The sequence below is a fragment of the Streptomyces sp. NPDC104307 genome, assembly GCF_055584045.1.
The window spans coordinates 45,935-61,396 of record NZ_JBVJMU010000006.1; the positions used below are offsets into that span (position 1 = coordinate 45,935).

The window sequence follows — 15,462 nt, forward strand, 5'->3', positions numbered from 1 at the left end:
GGGGAGTCAGCCTGTCATGCGCGCCAGTCGAGCGGCACCTGCTTGGCTCTGTCCCAGGGGCGCTCCCAGCCCGCGAAGTGCAGAATCCGATCGATCACACCGGCCGTGAACCCCCATACGAGTGCGGATTCGACCAGAAACGCCGGGCCTTGGTGACCGCTCGGGTGGACGGCCGTGGCCCGGTTGGCCGGGTCCGTGAGATCTGCCACGGGGACGGTGAAGACCCGCGCGGTCTCCCCCGGGTCGACGACCCCCACCGGGCTGGGCGCACGCCACCAGCCGAGGACCGGCGTCACGACGAAGCTGCTCACCGGAATGTAGAGCCGGGGCAGCACGCCGAACAGCTGCACGCCGTGCGGATCGAGGCCCGTCTCCTCCTGGGCCTCCCGCAGCGCAGCCCTGAGCGGCCCCGTCGTCGACTGGTCGCCGTCCTCCGGGTCCAGGGAGCCGCCGGGGAAGGAGGGCTGCCCGGGGTGCGAGCGCAGGCTTCCCGCGCGCTCCATCAGGAGCAGTTCGGGCCCCCGCGCACCCTCGCCGAACAGGACGAGGACGGCCGACTGCCGACCCGCCCCGCTCTCGGGCGGCAGGAACCGGCTGAGCTGCCTCGGTTCGACGGTGCGCGCGGCACGGGCGACGGGGTCCAGCCAGCGGGGCAGGCCCTCGGTGGTGACGGTGATCGAGGCCTCTCCACCGGACCCAGGCGCGGGCGACGCGGCGGCTGCCACCGCGTCGGCCGACGCGTCCGTGCTGTGTTCATGCGTCCTCATGGGCACCCCTCGTCTCACAACGCCTGTCGTCACGCATTTCGTTCCGCAGCGGCGCCTCGGATCATTCGGCGCCCAGGGCGGGGGCGGGTGCGCCCGGGTAGTCGGGCGGCGGGCTCAGCCGTTGCCCGGGGCGGCCCCCCATCTCGTACTTCAGAAGCTTCCGGGCCTTCTCGGGATCCGTCTCGCCCTCTCCGTACGAAGGACAGAGCGGGGCGATCGGGCAGGCACCGCAGGCGGGCTTGCGGGCGTGGCAGATGCGGCGCCCGTGGAAGACGACGCGGTGCGAGAGCATCGTCCACTCGCTCTTGGGGAAGATCGCCGCCACATCGGCCTCGACCTTCACCGGATCCTCCTGGTCGGTCCACTTCCAGCGGCGCACCAGCCGTCCGAAGTGGGTGTCGACAGTGATCCCAGGCACTCCGAAGGCGTTCCCCAGTACGACGTTGGCGGTCTTGCGGCCGACGCCCGGCAACGTGACGAGGTCCTCCAGACGGCCGGGCACCTCGCCGTCGAAGTTGTCCCGGAGGGCGGTGGAGAGGCCCATCAGCGACTTGGTCTTGGCGCGGAAGAAGCCGGTCGGCCGAATGAGCTCTTCCATTTCCTCCGGGACCGCCGCGGCCATGTCCTCGGGGGTGGGGTAGGCGGCGAAGAGCGCGGGGGTGGTCTGGTTGACCCTCAGATCGGTCGTCTGAGCGGAGAGGACCGTGGCGACGAGGAGCTCGAAGGCGTTCCGGAAGTCCAGCTCCGGGTGGGCGTACGGATAGAGCTCGGCCAGCTCACGGTTGATCCGGCGGGCCCTGCGCACCATGGCCAGGTGCGATTCCGGCTTGGCGTTCGGCTTGGGCTTGGGATTGGGCTTGGCGTTCGCCTTCGGCTTGGCGGTTGGCTTCGGCTTGGCGTTCGCCTTCGGCTTGGCGGTTGGCTTCGGCTTGGCGGTTGGCTTCGACTTCGGGGTGGCCTTCGACTCCGGCTCCGAACCGGGCTTCGACTCCAGCTCCCGCCCCCGCCCCCGCCCCCGCCCCGGCATCGAGCCCGTCCCACTCTTTGATCCCACCCGTTTCGCCGTCCTCACCGGTTCCGCCGTTCCCACCTGCTTCATCCGTCCAGCCGGGCTTTTTGTCGCATTTTTCGCTCCACTCGCGGCCTGTTCGCCCACAGCGGAATCGTGGCCCTCCGACACCCCATCAGCCCCCTTGGCCTGCGCTCTCACCGGCTTTCCGGACACCCGGCCAGCCTAGAGCCAGGCACTGACATCCGCCCCGGTCACCGATGATCCACCCCCAATCGGCCCCCTGCCGTACGTCTCGGCACGCGCGTGCGTCAAACTGGTTTGTGATTGATCGCACTGTTTTACCGTCCGGCATGATGGGGACCACGGTTCCCTGAACAGGCCGACAAGGAGAGAACTCGTGGACGACGTTCTGCGGCGCGCCCCGCTTTTCGCGGCGCTCGATGACGAGCAGGCCGCGGAGCTCCGCGCCTCGATGAGTGAGGTGACCCTCGCGCGCGGCGACGCGCTGTTCCATGAGGGTGACCCGGGTGACCGCCTCTATGTGGTCACCGACGGCAAGGTGAAGCTCCACCGCACCTCGCCCGACGGCCGCGAGAACATGCTCGCTGTCCTCGGCCCCGGCGAGCTGATCGGTGAGCTGTCGCTCTTCGACCCGGGCCCGCGCACCGCCACCGCGACCGCGCTGACCGAGGTGAAGCTCCTCGGCCTCGGCCACGGCGACCTCCAGCCCTGGCTGAACGTGCGCCCCGAGGTGGCCACGGCCCTGCTGCGCGCTGTCGCACGGCGCCTGCGCAAGACCAACGACCAGATGTCCGACCTGGTCTTCTCCGACGTGCCCGGCCGTGTCGCCCGTGCGCTCCTCGACCTGTCGCGCCGCTTCGGCGTCCAGTCCGAGGAAGGCATCCACGTCGTGCACGACCTGACGCAGGAGGAGCTGGCCCAGCTGGTCGGTGCCTCCCGCGAGACGGTCAACAAGGCCCTGGCCGACTTCGCCGGCCGCGGCTGGCTGCGGCTGGAGGCCCGCGCGGTGATCCTGCTCGACGTGGAGCGGCTGGCCAAGCGGTCCCGCTGACCCGTCGTCGTACGCAACGCCCGAGGGGCCCCGCCGACACCGGCAGGGCCCCTCGCGTACGTCACAGGGCAGGGCCCGTCAGAACTGGCGGGGCCCCTCCGTACGCCGGCGGTTTCCAGGGCCCGTCAGATCAGCCCGTGCTCCCGCAGATACTCCAGCTGCGCCCGCACCGAGAGCTCCGCCGCAGGCCACAGCGACGGGTCCACGTCCGCGTACACGTGCGCCACCACCTCCGACGATGTCCGGTACCCGGCCTCCACCGCCGTCTCCACCTGGGCCAGCCGGTTCGCGCGGTGCGCCAGGTAGAACTCGACCGCGCCCTGCGCGTCGTCCAGCACCGGCCCGTGCCCCGGCAGCACCGTGTGCACCCCGTCGTCGACCGTCAGCGAACGCAGCCGCCGCAGCGAGTCGAGGTAGTCCCCGAGACGCCCGTCGGGGTGCGCCACCAGCGTCGTCCCGCGGCCGAGGATCGTGTCCCCCGTCAGCACCGCGCGGTCGGCGGGCAGATGGAACGAGAGCGAGTCCGCGGTGTGGCCAGGGGTCGGCACCACGTACATCTCCAGCCCGCCGGTCGTGATCACGTCACCCGTGCCCAGGCCCTCGTCCCCGAGCCGCAGCCCGGGGTCGAGCGCGCGCACCTTCGTACGGGTCAGCTCCGCGAACCGCGCCGCGCCCTCCGCGTGGTCGGGGTGGCCGTGGGTGAGGAGTGTGAGCCCGATCCGGCGGCCCGAGCGCTCTGCGGTGTCGATGACGGCCCGCAGGTGGACGTCGTCCAGCGGGCCCGGATCGATGGCCACCGCGAGGTCCGAGTCGGGCTCGGCGACGATCCAGGTGTTGGTGCCGTCCAGCGTCATCGGAGACGCGTTGGGCGCGAGGACGTTGACCGCACGGGTGGTGGCGGGGCCGGAGAGCACCCCGCCGCGCGGCTGTCCGGGCAGCGCTGCCGCGTCGCTCATGCCGCCCCACCGCCCGTGACGTCGGCCTCGCCCGCGCTGCCCCTGCCGGCCGCCGGGATGTGTTTGGTGAACTCCGCGTGCCCCGGCCAGCTCAGCACCAGCTCGTCGCCCTCCAGGCGCGCCTGTGCGAGTACGGGAGCGAGGTCCTGGGCCGAGGACGCCTCCAGCGCCTGAGCGGCGGTGGCGTGGGCCCTGAGCCCGCGCAGCGTCGAGACCGTCGGCGGCATCATCAGCAGTTCGCCGCGGTCGTAGCCGTCGGCCGCCTCCCCCGGACCGATCCACACCGTGCGGTCGGCCTCCGTGGAGGCGTTGCGGGTGAGCTGGCCGGCCGGGAGCGCGGCCACGAAGAACCAGGTGTCGTAGCGGCGCGGTTCGAACTCCGGAGTGATCCAGCGCGCCCACGCGCCGAGCAGATCCGAGCGCAGGACCAGTCCGCGGCGCTCCAGGAACTCCGCGAACGACAGCTCCCGTGCGACCAGCGCCTCGCGATCGGCCTCCCAGTCCTCGCCGGTGGTGTCCGAGACGACGGTGTCCGCGGTCGGGCCCGCGAGCAGGACGCCCGCCTCCTCGTACGTCTCCCGGACCGCCGCGCAGAGGATCGCCTGCGCCTCGGCGGGGGTGCCGACCCCGAGCCGCCGCGCCCAGCTCTCCGGCGCGGGCCCGGCCCAGCCGACGAGCCGGTCGTCGTCGCGCGGGTCGACCCCGCCACCCGGATAGGCGTACGCCCCTCCGGCAAAGGCCATCGACGTGCGCCGGCGCAGCATGTGGACAGTGGGCCCGCCCCCGGTACCGGCGACGGCGTCCCGGAGCAGCATCACGGTGGCGGCCCGCCGGGGGGTGGCGGCCGTCAGTTCGCCGGTGGCGAGGGCCCGGATCCGGTCGGGCCATTCCGGTGGGTACCACTGACCATTGGACATGGCCGGAGGCTATCCGGAACCGCGAGGATGTTCGAGGGGGGCCGAGATCCGTACATGCCCCGTACACAGCACAGATGATCGCCACCGGCACACAGCTGATCGGTTCCCGCACGCAGAAGTTCCCCCGGCGCACCGACGATCCGCTCCCGCACGCAGAAGATCCCGCCCGGTCGTCGTGACCGGGCGGGATCGGAGGAAGTCGGCGAGTGCCGTGGCTGGAGACCGGCCGGCTCAGACCCCGGTCAGTTCGACCTGGATCTCGACCTCGACCGGTGCGTCCAGCGGCAGCACCGCGACGCCCACGGCGCTGCGCGCGTGCACGCCCTTGTCTCCGAGGACGGCACCGAGCAGTTCGCTCGCGCCGTTGATCACGGCGGGCTGCCCGGTGAAGTCGGTGGCAGAGGCGACGAAGCCGACGACCTTCACGACACGCGCGATCCGGTCCAGGTCGCCCGCGACCGACTTCACCGCGGCGAGCGCGTTGAGGGCGCAGGTCTTCGCCAGCTCCTTGGCCTCGTCGGGCGTGACCTCCGCGCCGACCTTGCCGGTGACGGCGAGCTTGCCGTCCACCATCGGCAGCTGGCCCGAGGTGTACACGTACACCCCGGACTGCACGGCCGGCTGGTACGAGGCCAGCGGCGGCACGACGGCCGGCAGGGGCAGTCCGAGCTCGGCGAGCTTCGCCTCGACGACGCCCGCCACTACTGCTTCTCCCGCTTCATGTAGGCCACGAGCTGCTCGGGGTTGTTCGGGCCGGGAACGACCTGGACCAGCTCCCAGCCGTCCTCGCCCCAGGTGTCCAGAATCTGCTTGGTCGCGTGCACGAGAAGGGGCACGGTCGCGTATTCCCACTTGGTCATGGCCCGACTGTAATGCCTGTGCAATCCACGAGACGCGCAGCCTCGTGCGTAGCCTGCGGTACGACTGGTTAGGCTCGAATACGTGAGCAGGTTCCAGGTCGTCAGCGGCAAGGGCGGTACCGGTAAGACCACGGTCGCCGCCGCCCTCGCGCTTGCCCTCGCGACCGAGGGCAAGCGCACCCTCCTCGTCGAGGTCGAGGGCAGACAGGGCATCGCCCAGCTCTTCGAGGCGGACTCCCTCCCCTACGAGGAGCGCAAGATCGCCGTCGCACCGGGCGGCGGGGAGGTGCACGCCCTCGCGATCGACGCCGAGCGCGCCCTCCTCGACTACCTCCAGATGTTCTACAAGCTCGGCAGCGCGGGCCGGGCGCTCAAGAAACTCGGCGCGATCGACTTCGCCACCACGATCGCGCCCGGCGTCCGGGACGTCCTGCTGACCGGCAAGGCCTGCGAGGCGGTCCGCCGCAAGGACAAGCAGAACCGGTTCGTCTACGACTACGTGATCATGGACGCCCCGCCGACCGGCCGCATCACCCGCTTCCTCAACGTGAACGACGAGGTGGCGGGGCTGGCCCGGATAGGCCCGATACACAATCAGGCCCAGGCCGTGATGAGGGTGCTGAAGTCCCCGGAGACCGCGGTCCATCTGGTGACCCTCCTGGAGGAGATGCCGGTCCAGGAGACCGCCGACGGCATCGCCGAGCTCCAGGCGGCCGAGCTGCCGGTGGGCCGGGTCATCGTGAACATGGTGCGCCCGCATCTGCTGGACGAGGACGCGCTGCGCACCGCCGCGGGCGGCCGCCGCAAGGAGATCGCCAAAACGCTCACCCGGGCCGGCGTGACCGGCTCCGCGGCCCTCGTGCGCCCGCTGCTCGCGCAGGCCGCCGAGCATGCCCAGCGGGTCGGGCTGGAGCGTGAACAGCGCGCGGTTCTGGCAGGCCTCGGACTTCCGGGTTACGAACTCCCGCTGATCGGCGAGGGTGTGGACCCGGCCGGACTGTACGAACTTGCGACGGAGCTCCGTAAGCAAGGCGTGGGCGCAGGGGCGGCGGGACAAGGAGTGGGTTCATGACATCGGACAGGAACCACGACGGGGGCGACAACCACGACGGGAGCGGCAACCACGACGGTCCCTCAGCGGCGCCCGCGTCCGCGCCCGCGCCGGCCCCCGCCCTGGACACCGACGCCCTCCTCGACGATCCGGACATCCGGATCATCGTGTGCTGCGGCTCGGGCGGAGTCGGCAAGACCACGACCGCCGCGGCGCTCGGCGTACGCGCGGCCGAGCGCGGCCGCAAGGTCGTCGTCCTCACCATCGACCCGGCCCGCAGGCTCGCCCAGTCCATGGGCATCGACTCGCTGGACAACGTCCCCCGCCAGGTAAAGGGCATCGAGACACGGGGCTCCGGTGAACTGCACGCCATGATGCTCGACATGAAGCGGACCTTCGACGAGATCGTCGAGGCGCACGCGGACGGCGAGCGGGCCCGCGCGATTCTGGAGAACCCCTTCTACCAGTCCCTGTCGGCCGGCTTCGCGGGCACGCAGGAGTACATGGCGATGGAGAAGCTCGGTCAGCTCAGGGCGCGCGAGGAGTGGGACCTGATCGTCGTCGACACCCCGCCGTCGCGTTCCGCGCTTGATTTCCTGGACGCGCCGAAGCGGCTCGGCTCGTTCCTGGACGGGAAGTTCATCAAGCTGCTGATGGCCCCGGCCAAAATGGGCGGCCGGGCCGGGATGAAGTTCCTCAATGTGGGCATGTCGATGATGACCGGGACGCTGGGGAAGCTGCTCGGTGGCCAGTTCCTGAGGGACGTACAGACCTTCGTCGCCGCGATGGACACCATGTTCGGCGGGTTCCGCACCCGAGCCGACGCCACGTTCAAGCTGCTCCAGGCACCCGGCACGGCGTTCCTCGTCGTCGCGACGCCGGAGCGGGACGCGCTCCGCGAGGCGGCGTACTTCGTGGAGCGGCTGGCCGCGGAAGACATGCCGCTGGCGGGGCTGGTCCTCAACCGGGTGCACGACAGCGAGGCCGCGCGGCTCTCGGCCGGGCAGGCGCTGGCCGCCGCAGAAAATCTTGATGCGGCCGGCATTGTGGATCAGGGGGCCGGGAAGGCTGGACTTCGTGAGCCCGCCGACTCCCCCGCGGCCGGGACCGCACAGACCACGGACACCGCTGGAGCCGTCACCCCCGACCTGTCCGAGCACGAGCACGAGCACAACCATGAGCACGAGCCCACCGACGTACCAGAGGCCACACCAGAAGCCGACGCAGACGCGGAGACAGACACAGACACAGACGCGGATATCTCCGCTGCCCCGGCTGTCTCCGTCGAGCAGCTGACAGCCGGTCTGCTGCATCTGCACGCCGAAAGGATGCAGGTGGTCGCGCGCGAACAGCACACACGCGACCGTTTCACCGCGCAGCATCCCGAGGTGGCCGTGACGGCGGTGGCCGCGCTGCCCGGAGATGTCCATGACCTCGCAGGGCTGCGAGCCATCGGGGACCGGCTCGCGACCGGTTCCGCTCCGGCCGGGGCTGCCTAGCCACCCCGTAGTCCGTCGTGCCGTAATCCGTCGTGCGCGTCAGGATCCGTCGCGCGCGTAAGGAACCCTCGTGCGCGTCAGGAACCCGCCCGCACCACGTGGTCCGCACCACGGGGCCGGACCGCTCACCCACCGTCCCGGGGTTTACCCCACGGCGGCGAGCGTCTCGTGCAGCTCGTCGTCCTCCAGCCCGATCGCCACGGGCAGGATGCCCGTGGACCGCTCGTACTCGCTGCGTGCGGTCTCCAGCAGCCGGCGCCAGGACGTGACGGTCGGACGCCTGCGCAGCAGTGCGCGGCGCTCCCGCTCGGTCATCCCGCCCCACACGCCGAACTCGACGCGATTGTCCAGCGCATCGGCCAGGCACTCGGTCCGCACCGGACATCCGGTGCACACCGCCTTGGCCCTGTTCTGCGCTGCCCCTTGTACGAACAGTTCATCCGGATCGGTAGTGCGGCAGGCTGCCTGCGCACTCCAGTCGGTTACCCAGCCCATCCCGGCGCCGTCCTCTCCCGAATCGAGGCTCCCCCACGGCGACAGCGGCATATTCACCGCTGCCAGTTGAGGACGTTACGGAAGGTGGCGACAGCACAACACCCCCTTCGGGCCCAATCTTGAATGGCCCGAACGGACTATGCGTATGCGGCAGATCACCCAGGGGAGTGAGGTGAGGACATCCGCGACTATCCCGAGAGAATCGGGACAGACCATCTGAGACACAACGGACGTTCGATGACACACGAGGCGTTTTCGGGAGCGCCTGAATCGCGGTCGGGCCATCCACAGGGTCATGCAGGGGGGTTGATACGAAACCGGACTGCTGTGACAGTTGAGAGCAGCTTAGGCCAAGGCATATACGTGTGTCCGGCGAATGAGAACGTAGGCTGCCCCCATGCCAAAGAAGCGCTCGGGCGGGGGTCTCACGACGACCCAGCAGGCCGCCAAGTTCCTCGGTGTCGCCGCACTCTCCGGAGTGGTCCTGGCGGGCATCGCGCTGCCGGCCGCCGGAGCACTGGGTCTCGCCGCCAAGGGGACGGTCGACGGATTCGACGAGATCCCGGCCAATCTGAAGACTCCGCCGCTGATGCAGCGAACCACGATCCTGGACAACCAGGGCGGCCAGATCGCCACGGTCTACTCCCGCGACCGCACCGTTGTGCCGCTGAAGGACATCTCGCCGTACATGCAGAAGGCGATCATCGCGATCGAGGACGCCCGCTTCTACGAACACGGCGCGGTCGACCTCAAGGGCATCCTGCGCGCGATGAACCGAAACGTTCAGTCGGGCGGGACCGCGCAGGGCGCGTCGACCCTCACCCAGCAGTACGTGAAGAACGTCTTCGTCGAGGAGGCGGGCGACGACCCGGCCAAGGTCGCGGAGGCCACCCAGCAGACGCTCGGCCGCAAGGTCCAGGAGCTGAAGTACGCGATCCAGGTCGAGGAAGAGCTCGGCAAGAAGAAGATCCTGGAGAACTACCTCAACATCACCTTCTTCGGGCAGCAGGCGTACGGGGTCGAGGCGGCCTCGCAGCGCTACTTCTCGAAGTCCGCGAAGGACCTGAAGGTCGAGGAGGCGGCGCTGCTGGCCGGCATCGTGCAGTCGCCGAGCCGCTACGACCCCGTGAACGACACGGAGGAGGCGACCAAGCGTCGCAACACCGTGCTCCAGCGGATGGCGGACGTCGGGGACATCTCGAAGGCCGAGGCCGCCAAGGCCCAGGCGGCGCCGATCAAGCTGAAGGTCAAGCGGCCGCAGAACGGCTGCATCACCGCGGTCAGCGGCTCCGGCTTCTTCTGCGACTACGTACGGCAGATCGTCACGGGCGACCCCGCCTTCGGGAAGACCGCGAAGGACCGTGCCAAGCTCTGGGCGACCGGCGGTCTCACGATCAAAACGACGCTCGACCCGCGCTCGCAGGCCGCCTCCAACGAGGCCGCGACCTCCCGGGTCAACAAGGACGACAAGATCGCCGACGCGGTCGTGCAGGTGAAGCCGGGTACGGGCCAGATCACGGCGATGGCCCAGTCCCGTCCGTACGGACTGGACCAGTCCAAGCACCAGACCGTGCTGAACCTCAACGTCGACCACAAGATGGGCGGCAGCTACGCCGGCTTCCAGGTCGGTTCGACGTTCAAGCCGATCACCGCGGCGGCGGCCCTGGAGAAGGGGATCAGTCCGGCGCAGGACTTCACCTCCGACCACCAGATCTCACTGCCCGGCGAGAGCTTCCGTACCTGCGAGAACCGGCCTGCGGACAACCGCCCCTGGGAGGTGTCGAACGAGCTGGAGACGGAGAAGGGCACCTTCGACATGACCAGCGCGCTGGGCAAGTCGATCAACACCTACTTCGCGAAGCTGGAGCAGAAGGCCGGTCTCTGCGAGACCCTCTCGATGGCGGACAAGGTCGGCTACATCCGCGGCAACAACAAGCCGCTGCAGCCGGTCGCCTCCACCACCCTCGGCGGCCAGGAGTCGACGCCGCTGGCGATGGCCTCGGTGTACGCCACCTTCGCCAACCGCGGCAAGTACTGCTCCCCGATCGCGATCCTCTCGGTGACCAGCCCGAACGGCAAGCAGCTCGACGTTCCGAAGTCGAAGTGCACGCAGGCCATGAGCGAGCACACCGCGGACACCATCAACCAGATGCTCAAGGGCGTCGTGGCGGACGGCACCGGACAGCAGGCCGGTCTCAGCGACCGTGACAACGCGGGCAAGACCGGTACCACCGACGAGCGCAAGAACGCCTGGTTCGTCGGCTACACGCCGAACCTGTCCACGGCGGTGTGGGTCGGCAGTGACGGTGCCAAGCAGATCCCGATGAGCAACATCACCATCGGCGGCCAGTACTACGACGACGTCTGCGGTGGCTGTCTGCCCGGTCCGATCTGGAAGACCGCGATGACCGGCTCCCTGAACGCCTCCGAGACGCCGGCCTTCAACGCGGTCGACGTACCGCGGGCGAAGCCGAAGGAAGACAAGGGCAAGAAGGACAAGGACAAGAAGAAGCCGGGCAACGGCGACAACAAGCCCGGCGGCGGCAGCCCCTTCCCCGGCATCAGCATTCCGCCGGACCTGATCGGCGGCAACGACGGCAACGGCCACGGCCGTGGTCAGCAGGACGGCGGGTCGAACGGTCCCTGAGCTGCCGCTGCCGTAGATGTGAAGGAGGGGCGCCCCCGGCCGGGAGCGCCCCTCCTTCACATCCGCCTGCAGGCCATTACCTGCCGACGACACCTGCGGACGACACCTGCCGGCAATGCCTGCCGACGACACCTGCTGGCCGTGGGCTCAGCCCGCGAGGAGCTTCTTGACCTGAGCGGCCACCCGGCCGCCCTCCGCACGCCCCGCGACCTTCGGGTTCACGATCTTCATGACGGCGCCCATCGCACGCGGCCCCTCGGCGCCGCCCGCCTTCGCCTCATCGACTGCGGACGCCACGATCGCGGCCAGCTCGTCGTCGCTCAGCTGCTGCGGGAGGTAGGCGTCGAGCAGCTCGCCCTCCCTCTTCTCCCGCTCGGCCTGCTCGGTCCGGCCGCCCTGCGAGAAGGCCTCGGCCGCCTCGCGACGCTTCTTCGCCTCCCTGGCGATCACCTTCTGCACCTCGTCGTCGGAGAGTTCGCGGGCCGACTTGCCGCTGACCTCCTCCTTGGTGATCGCGGTGAGGGTCAGTCGGAGCGTGGACGAGGTCAGCTCGTCACGCGCCTTCATGGCCGTGGTGAGGTCTTCCTTGAGCTTGGACTTGAGCGTGGTCATGTGGTGATTGTGGCAGGTGCGGGGCGCCCACCGCCCGCCGGTTTTCCCGTGGACACGAACCGTCTGCGACGATGGGCGCATGCGCGCACGCTACGGAGTACCCCTGAAAATCACGGCGGTCACCGCCGCGGCCGGCGCCGCCGGTCTCGCCTACGCAGCCGGATTCGAGGCCCGCTCGTTCCGCCTGCGAAGGGTCACGGTCCCCGTACTCCCGCACGGGGCACGTCCGTTGCGCGTCCTGCAGATCTCCGACGTCCACATGGTGAGCGGTCAGCGGAAGAAGCGCGCCTGGCTGCAGTCACTCGCGGGACTGCGGCCGGACTTCGTCGTGAACACCGGCGACAACCTCTCCGACCCGGAGGCGGTACCGGAGCTGCTGGACGCGCTGGGCCCGCTGATGGAGCTCCCGGGCGTGTACGTTTTCGGCTCCAACGACTACTACGGGCCCAAGCTCCGTAACCCCGTCCGCTACCTCTTCGAGAAGACCGCGGGCAAGCACGGCCTCAACGGGAACGCCCCGGCGGTCAACGTCGTCCACAACCCGTGGGAACCCATGCGGGACGCCTTCGACGAGGCGGGCTGGCTGAACCTCTCCAACACACGCGGCCGCCTCAAGCTCGACGGCCTGGAGCTCGCCTTCACCGGCCTCGACGACCCGCACATCAAGCGCGACCGCTACGCGGAGGTCTCGGGCGGCCCGGAGACGGGCGCCGACCTCTCCATCGGCGTGGTCCACGCCCCCTACCTGCGCTCCCTGGACGCCTTCACCTCGGACGGCTACCCGCTGATCCTGGCCGGCCACACCCACGGCGGCCAGCTCTGCATCCCCTTCTACGGAGCCCTGGTCACCAACTGCGACCTGGACACGGACCGCGTGAAGGGCCTCTCCTCCCACTCGGTGGACGGCAACCGCGCCTATCTCCACGTCTCGGCCGGCTGCGGCACCAACCGCTACACCCCGGTCCGCTTCGCCTGCCCCCCGGAGGCGACGCTGCTGACCCTGACACCCCGGGACGCGTAACCAGTCGCACACCCTCTGCTCACCTTCCCCGTCCGGCCCTCGCGCCCCCGCCATCAGACCTACCCCACCCCGGTACCCCTCACCCACACCTCGATCGGGATAAAAACCGGATTTCGTCTCCGGCCGCAGGTGGGCTAAAGTAATCGATGTCGCCGGGACACTGGCGGCGATCGGGGTGTAGCGCAGCTTGGCAGCGCGCTTCGTTCGGGACGAAGAGGTCGTGGGTTCAAATCCCGCCACCCCGACAGCTGAAATACCAGGTCAGGGCCTGATCCGCATCGCGGTTCGGGCTCTTCCTGCGTCTCCGGTGATCGTTTGGGAGAAATCTGGGAGAAGATCTTGGTCGGGGTCTCCCAGCCCTCGCCGCCCCCGACACCATCCGCGCTATCGCCATAGGCACCTCAGCGCTGCACGTTCGCGAACTCTGGTTACCGGAGCCGCTGGGGGTCAGGGGCCGACAATTGTTGTCAACAACGGCCTTGTGAACGTTCAGATTGTCCCAGATGAGGACGATCGGGCCGCCGAGCTGCCGATGTGCGGCGATCAGCAGGTCACGGTAGTCATGCCAGGAGAAGCTCTTACGGCCGTCGCGTCGGCCGTCGTCCCTGCGAGGCCGGTAGATCAGCCGGGAGCGGTGCCGGGTTTGTAGCAGGTCAGCGCGGCGATGGAGACGCGTCGCCGGGAGCGGCCGCGGACCCGCACCACCGGGGTCCGGCCACACTGGGACCATGTCCTGGCCTGCGGCGGCGTCATGGAGAATCCGGCTTCGTCCTCGAAGACCAGCCAGGCCCCACGGACCGCCGCGAGCCTTCCACGCACGGCCACACCTTCCGGGCCCACCCGGCCACCGCTTCGTCGTCCCGCTCCATCGCGCGTCGGGCCGGGACCTGACAGGACCAGCCGTTTCGCACCAGGAACTTGCGCACGCCCTGAACGGTGTAGGCCATATGGAAGCGCCGGCCGATCACCGTCTTGACCCCGGCCAGCGTCCACCGCTGGTCCTCCCACCCGTGCGCGGCCGACCCCTTGTCCAGCTCCGCCTCCAACTGCGCGAACTGCTTCTCATTCAGCCGTGGCAGCGACGCGGGCCCACGCAAGCGCAGGGCCCGCGGACCACCCTCATCCCAGGTCCGCCGCCATCGCTGAACCGACCGGACGCTGACACGCAGATCTTTGGCGATCGCTGAGCTCGGTTCGCCCCTTGCGAACCGCTCGGCCGCCTGGCCCCGTAACTCCTCGCGGAACTGGTGCCGTTCGGCGGTCAGCCCGCCACCCTGTGGATACCTCACGCCCCGGTGATACCGCAGGAGACCACAACCCGTCAGCCACTACGACATCACGAGTTCAAGCTCAGTAACCAACGGCGCTCTGGTCGACAACGCGCTCCGATCACCTTTCATGAGATGGCACCCCTGCAATGCCGACCTGTTGTTCACTGGGATCGAACAAAGTGCATTGCCGTAGAACCACATTGGGGGGCCAATGAAACCACGAAGCGCAGCCGCAACCGGCAGAGACTTCCCGTACGCCTCAAGTACGACGTGCTATATCGAGGTCCACGGGGATGGCACCGTGACGCACGGGGACCAGCGTGCCGCCTACGAGCGCGCGGTCGCCGGAGAGTCCCGGCTGTTCGCCGTCTGGCCCGGCCAGTGGTCGAGCGACCTCTTCGAGATCGACGACCTGGACGAGTTCGCCAAGGCACTCGGGATCAAGCATGACGAAGAGCGAACGGGCCTGAAGGACCACATCCACAAGGTCGAATGGATCAAGGATCCGTACGGCGACGACAACCCTCGCAGCCAGTACCTCGACATCGACGTCATCCTCACCTGCGGCTGCTCCATCAACGACCGCCGTACCTTCGCCGCGCAGATGAAGGAGCAGCAGGGCTGGGTCATCGCGACGAGCGGCGGCTGGTCGAAGAGCGGCAGGCCGGGCGGGCCGACGACCTACTCCCTGCGCGCACGCCGCAAGAGCCTCACCTGATACGCAAACTTACTGCGGCAACCACGCCACTCTGCGCCCAGCGTGCAGGCAGTCGGCCCTCGCTGGGAGAAATCTGGGAGATGATCTTCCAACGGATACCCGCTGAAGCCATGCGAGCCCGCCCCGCAGCAAGTCTCTGACCAGCACCGATACCCATCGCCGCCGATCACGAGCCCACTCGAACCTCATTCGGGACGAATGGGTCCTATGTTCAAATCACGTCACCCCGACAGCTGAAACACCAGGTCAGGGGCCTGATCCGCATCGCAGGTCGGGCCCCTGACTCGTCCCTGGAGATCGTTTGGCGGAGTCGGGCGCTCCTTTTGCGTATTTCGGCCATACCGGGAAGCTCTCGCCTGAGCTATTCCGCACAGTCCCGGCCGGAAGTGCGTCTGCCCTATGCGCGCCAGCCGGGCGCCAACTGACTGCGCCCACGTCAAGGGCATCGCACACATGAACGCCAAGAGCGTTTGGGACATCACTATGAGTGACCGGAAAGCCTCTTCTCTCTGAGTGACAGCAACCGTACCGTCAGTCAGGTTTTTGCGCCCGCGCGTACACAGC

Annotated in this window: 14 protein-coding genes, 1 tRNA gene and 1 pseudogene; 7 read left to right on the forward strand and 9 right to left on the reverse strand. The window is 69.1% G+C overall.

Features of this window, described 5'->3' with window-relative positions:
• Positions 1-14: 14 nt before the first annotated feature.
• On the reverse strand, positions 15-767 hold the full coding sequence (locus ACZ601_RS17465) for an NUDIX hydrolase (RefSeq protein ID WP_469538597.1): 753 nt from the start codon (positions 765-767) through the stop codon (positions 15-17).
• A 61-nt stretch (positions 768-828) separates the two neighbouring features.
• Positions 829-1,794 carry an endonuclease III gene (nth, locus tag ACZ601_RS17470; RefSeq protein ID WP_469539475.1) on the reverse strand — a complete coding sequence of 322 codons (966 nt, stop codon included), beginning with the start codon at positions 1,792-1,794 and terminating at the stop codon, positions 829-831.
• A gap of 382 nt (positions 1,795-2,176) precedes the next feature.
• Between nth and ACZ601_RS17475 the strand changes: the two genes are divergently transcribed.
• Positions 2,177-2,851 (forward strand): Crp/Fnr family transcriptional regulator, encoded by a 675-nt coding sequence (locus ACZ601_RS17475; protein WP_024490688.1) that lies wholly within the window; start codon positions 2,177-2,179, stop codon positions 2,849-2,851.
• Between the two features lie 125 nt (positions 2,852-2,976).
• On the opposite strand, the gene ACZ601_RS17480 is transcribed toward ACZ601_RS17475, so the two are convergent.
• The 4 genes from ACZ601_RS17480 to ACZ601_RS17495 all read right to left on the reverse strand — a co-directional run bounded on the left by ACZ601_RS17480 (position 2,977) and on the right by ACZ601_RS17495 (position 5,584).
• Entirely contained in the window at positions 2,977-3,807 is an 831-nt protein-coding gene (locus ACZ601_RS17480; RefSeq protein ID WP_469538600.1) for an MBL fold metallo-hydrolase, read from the reverse strand.
• Positions 3,804-4,724, reverse strand: a complete 921-nt coding sequence (locus tag ACZ601_RS17485) for an NUDIX hydrolase (RefSeq protein WP_469538602.1) — start codon at positions 4,722-4,724, stop codon at positions 3,804-3,806. Before ACZ601_RS17485 ends, ACZ601_RS17480 begins: the two co-directional genes overlap by 4 nt.
• A 231-nt stretch (positions 4,725-4,955) precedes the next feature.
• Positions 4,956-5,426 carry a RidA family protein gene (locus ACZ601_RS17490; RefSeq protein WP_390087895.1) on the reverse strand — a complete coding sequence of 157 codons (471 nt, stop codon included), beginning with the start codon at positions 5,424-5,426 and terminating at the stop codon, positions 4,956-4,958.
• Positions 5,426-5,584, reverse strand: coding sequence for a DUF4177 domain-containing protein (locus ACZ601_RS17495; protein WP_132856578.1), 159 nt, complete (start codon positions 5,582-5,584; stop codon positions 5,426-5,428). The genes ACZ601_RS17490 and ACZ601_RS17495 overlap by 1 nt, the downstream gene beginning before the upstream one ends.
• Before the next feature lie 82 nt (positions 5,585-5,666).
• Here ACZ601_RS17495 and bagA point away from each other — a divergent pair, with 82 nt between their 5' ends.
• Both bagA and bagB read left to right on the forward strand, forming a co-directional pair.
• Positions 5,667-6,656 carry an ATPase BagA gene (gene bagA, locus ACZ601_RS17500; protein WP_469538606.1) on the forward strand — a complete coding sequence of 330 codons (990 nt, stop codon included), beginning with the start codon at positions 5,667-5,669 and terminating at the stop codon, positions 6,654-6,656.
• Entirely contained in the window at positions 6,653-8,134 is a 1,482-nt protein-coding gene (gene bagB / locus ACZ601_RS17505; protein WP_469538609.1) for an ATPase BagB, read from the forward strand. The genes bagA and bagB overlap by 4 nt, the downstream gene beginning before the upstream one ends.
• A 144-nt stretch (positions 8,135-8,278) precedes the next feature.
• On the opposite strand, the gene ACZ601_RS17510 is transcribed toward bagB, so the two are convergent.
• Positions 8,279-8,629: a WhiB family transcriptional regulator gene (locus ACZ601_RS17510; protein WP_185092287.1), complete on the reverse strand. Its 351-nt coding sequence runs from the start codon at positions 8,627-8,629 to the stop codon at positions 8,279-8,281.
• Positions 8,630-9,026: 397 nt separating this feature from the next.
• On the opposite strand from ACZ601_RS17510, the gene ACZ601_RS17515 reads away from it, so the two are divergent.
• On the forward strand, positions 9,027-11,276 hold the full coding sequence (locus ACZ601_RS17515) for a transglycosylase domain-containing protein (protein ID WP_469538612.1): 2,250 nt from the start codon (positions 9,027-9,029) through the stop codon (positions 11,274-11,276).
• Positions 11,277-11,423: 147 nt separating this feature from the next.
• On the opposite strand, the gene ACZ601_RS17520 is transcribed toward ACZ601_RS17515, so the two are convergent.
• Positions 11,424-11,888 (reverse strand): GatB/YqeY domain-containing protein, encoded by a 465-nt coding sequence (locus tag ACZ601_RS17520; RefSeq protein ID WP_469538615.1) that lies wholly within the window; start codon positions 11,886-11,888, stop codon positions 11,424-11,426.
• 79 nt (positions 11,889-11,967) lie between these two features.
• Here ACZ601_RS17520 and ACZ601_RS17525 point away from each other — a divergent pair, with 79 nt between their 5' ends.
• Both ACZ601_RS17525 and ACZ601_RS17530 read left to right on the forward strand, forming a co-directional pair.
• The gene (locus tag ACZ601_RS17525; protein ID WP_440579426.1) at positions 11,968-12,909 is read left to right on the forward strand and encodes a metallophosphoesterase; all 942 of its coding nucleotides are present in this window, start codon (positions 11,968-11,970) and stop codon (positions 12,907-12,909) included.
• A 171-nt stretch (positions 12,910-13,080) separates the two neighbouring features.
• A tRNA-Pro gene (locus ACZ601_RS17530) sits at positions 13,081-13,154 on the forward strand.
• A gap of 230 nt (positions 13,155-13,384) precedes the next feature.
• Here ACZ601_RS17530 and ACZ601_RS17535 read toward each other — a convergent pair.
• Positions 13,385-14,198: pseudogene (locus tag ACZ601_RS17535) on the reverse strand (winged helix-turn-helix domain-containing protein); the annotation flags it as partial.
• Between the two features lie 283 nt (positions 14,199-14,481).
• Here ACZ601_RS17535 and ACZ601_RS17540 point away from each other — a divergent pair.
• The gene (locus ACZ601_RS17540) at positions 14,482-14,898 is read left to right on the forward strand and encodes a hypothetical protein (protein ID WP_469538620.1); all 417 of its coding nucleotides are present in this window, start codon (positions 14,482-14,484) and stop codon (positions 14,896-14,898) included.
• The last annotated feature ends 564 nt before the right edge of the window (positions 14,899-15,462 follow it).

Coding starts and splice junctions, on each gene's coding strand:
- ACZ601_RS17465 (WP_469538597.1), bottom strand. CDS start 767: ATGAGGACGCATGAACACAGCACGGACGCGTCGGCCGACGCGGTGGCA.
- nth (WP_469539475.1), bottom strand. CDS start 1,794: ATGCCGGGGCGGGGGCGGGGGCGGGGGCGGGAGCTGGAGTCGAAGCCC.
- ACZ601_RS17480 (WP_469538600.1), bottom strand. CDS start 3,807: ATGAGCGACGCGGCAGCGCTGCCCGGACAGCCGCGCGGCGGGGTGCTC.
- ACZ601_RS17485 (WP_469538602.1), bottom strand. CDS start 4,724: ATGTCCAATGGTCAGTGGTACCCACCGGAATGGCCCGACCGGATCCGG.
- ACZ601_RS17495 (WP_132856578.1), bottom strand. CDS start 5,584: ATGACCAAGTGGGAATACGCGACCGTGCCCCTTCTCGTGCACGCGACC.
- bagB (WP_469538609.1), top strand. CDS start 6,653: ATGACATCGGACAGGAACCACGACGGGGGCGACAACCACGACGGGAGC.
- ACZ601_RS17510 (WP_185092287.1), bottom strand. CDS start 8,629: ATGGGCTGGGTAACCGACTGGAGTGCGCAGGCAGCCTGCCGCACTACC.
- ACZ601_RS17515 (WP_469538612.1), top strand. CDS start 9,027: ATGCCAAAGAAGCGCTCGGGCGGGGGTCTCACGACGACCCAGCAGGCC.
- ACZ601_RS17520 (WP_469538615.1), bottom strand. CDS start 11,888: ATGACCACGCTCAAGTCCAAGCTCAAGGAAGACCTCACCACGGCCATG.
- ACZ601_RS17525 (WP_440579426.1), top strand. CDS start 11,968: ATGCGCGCACGCTACGGAGTACCCCTGAAAATCACGGCGGTCACCGCC.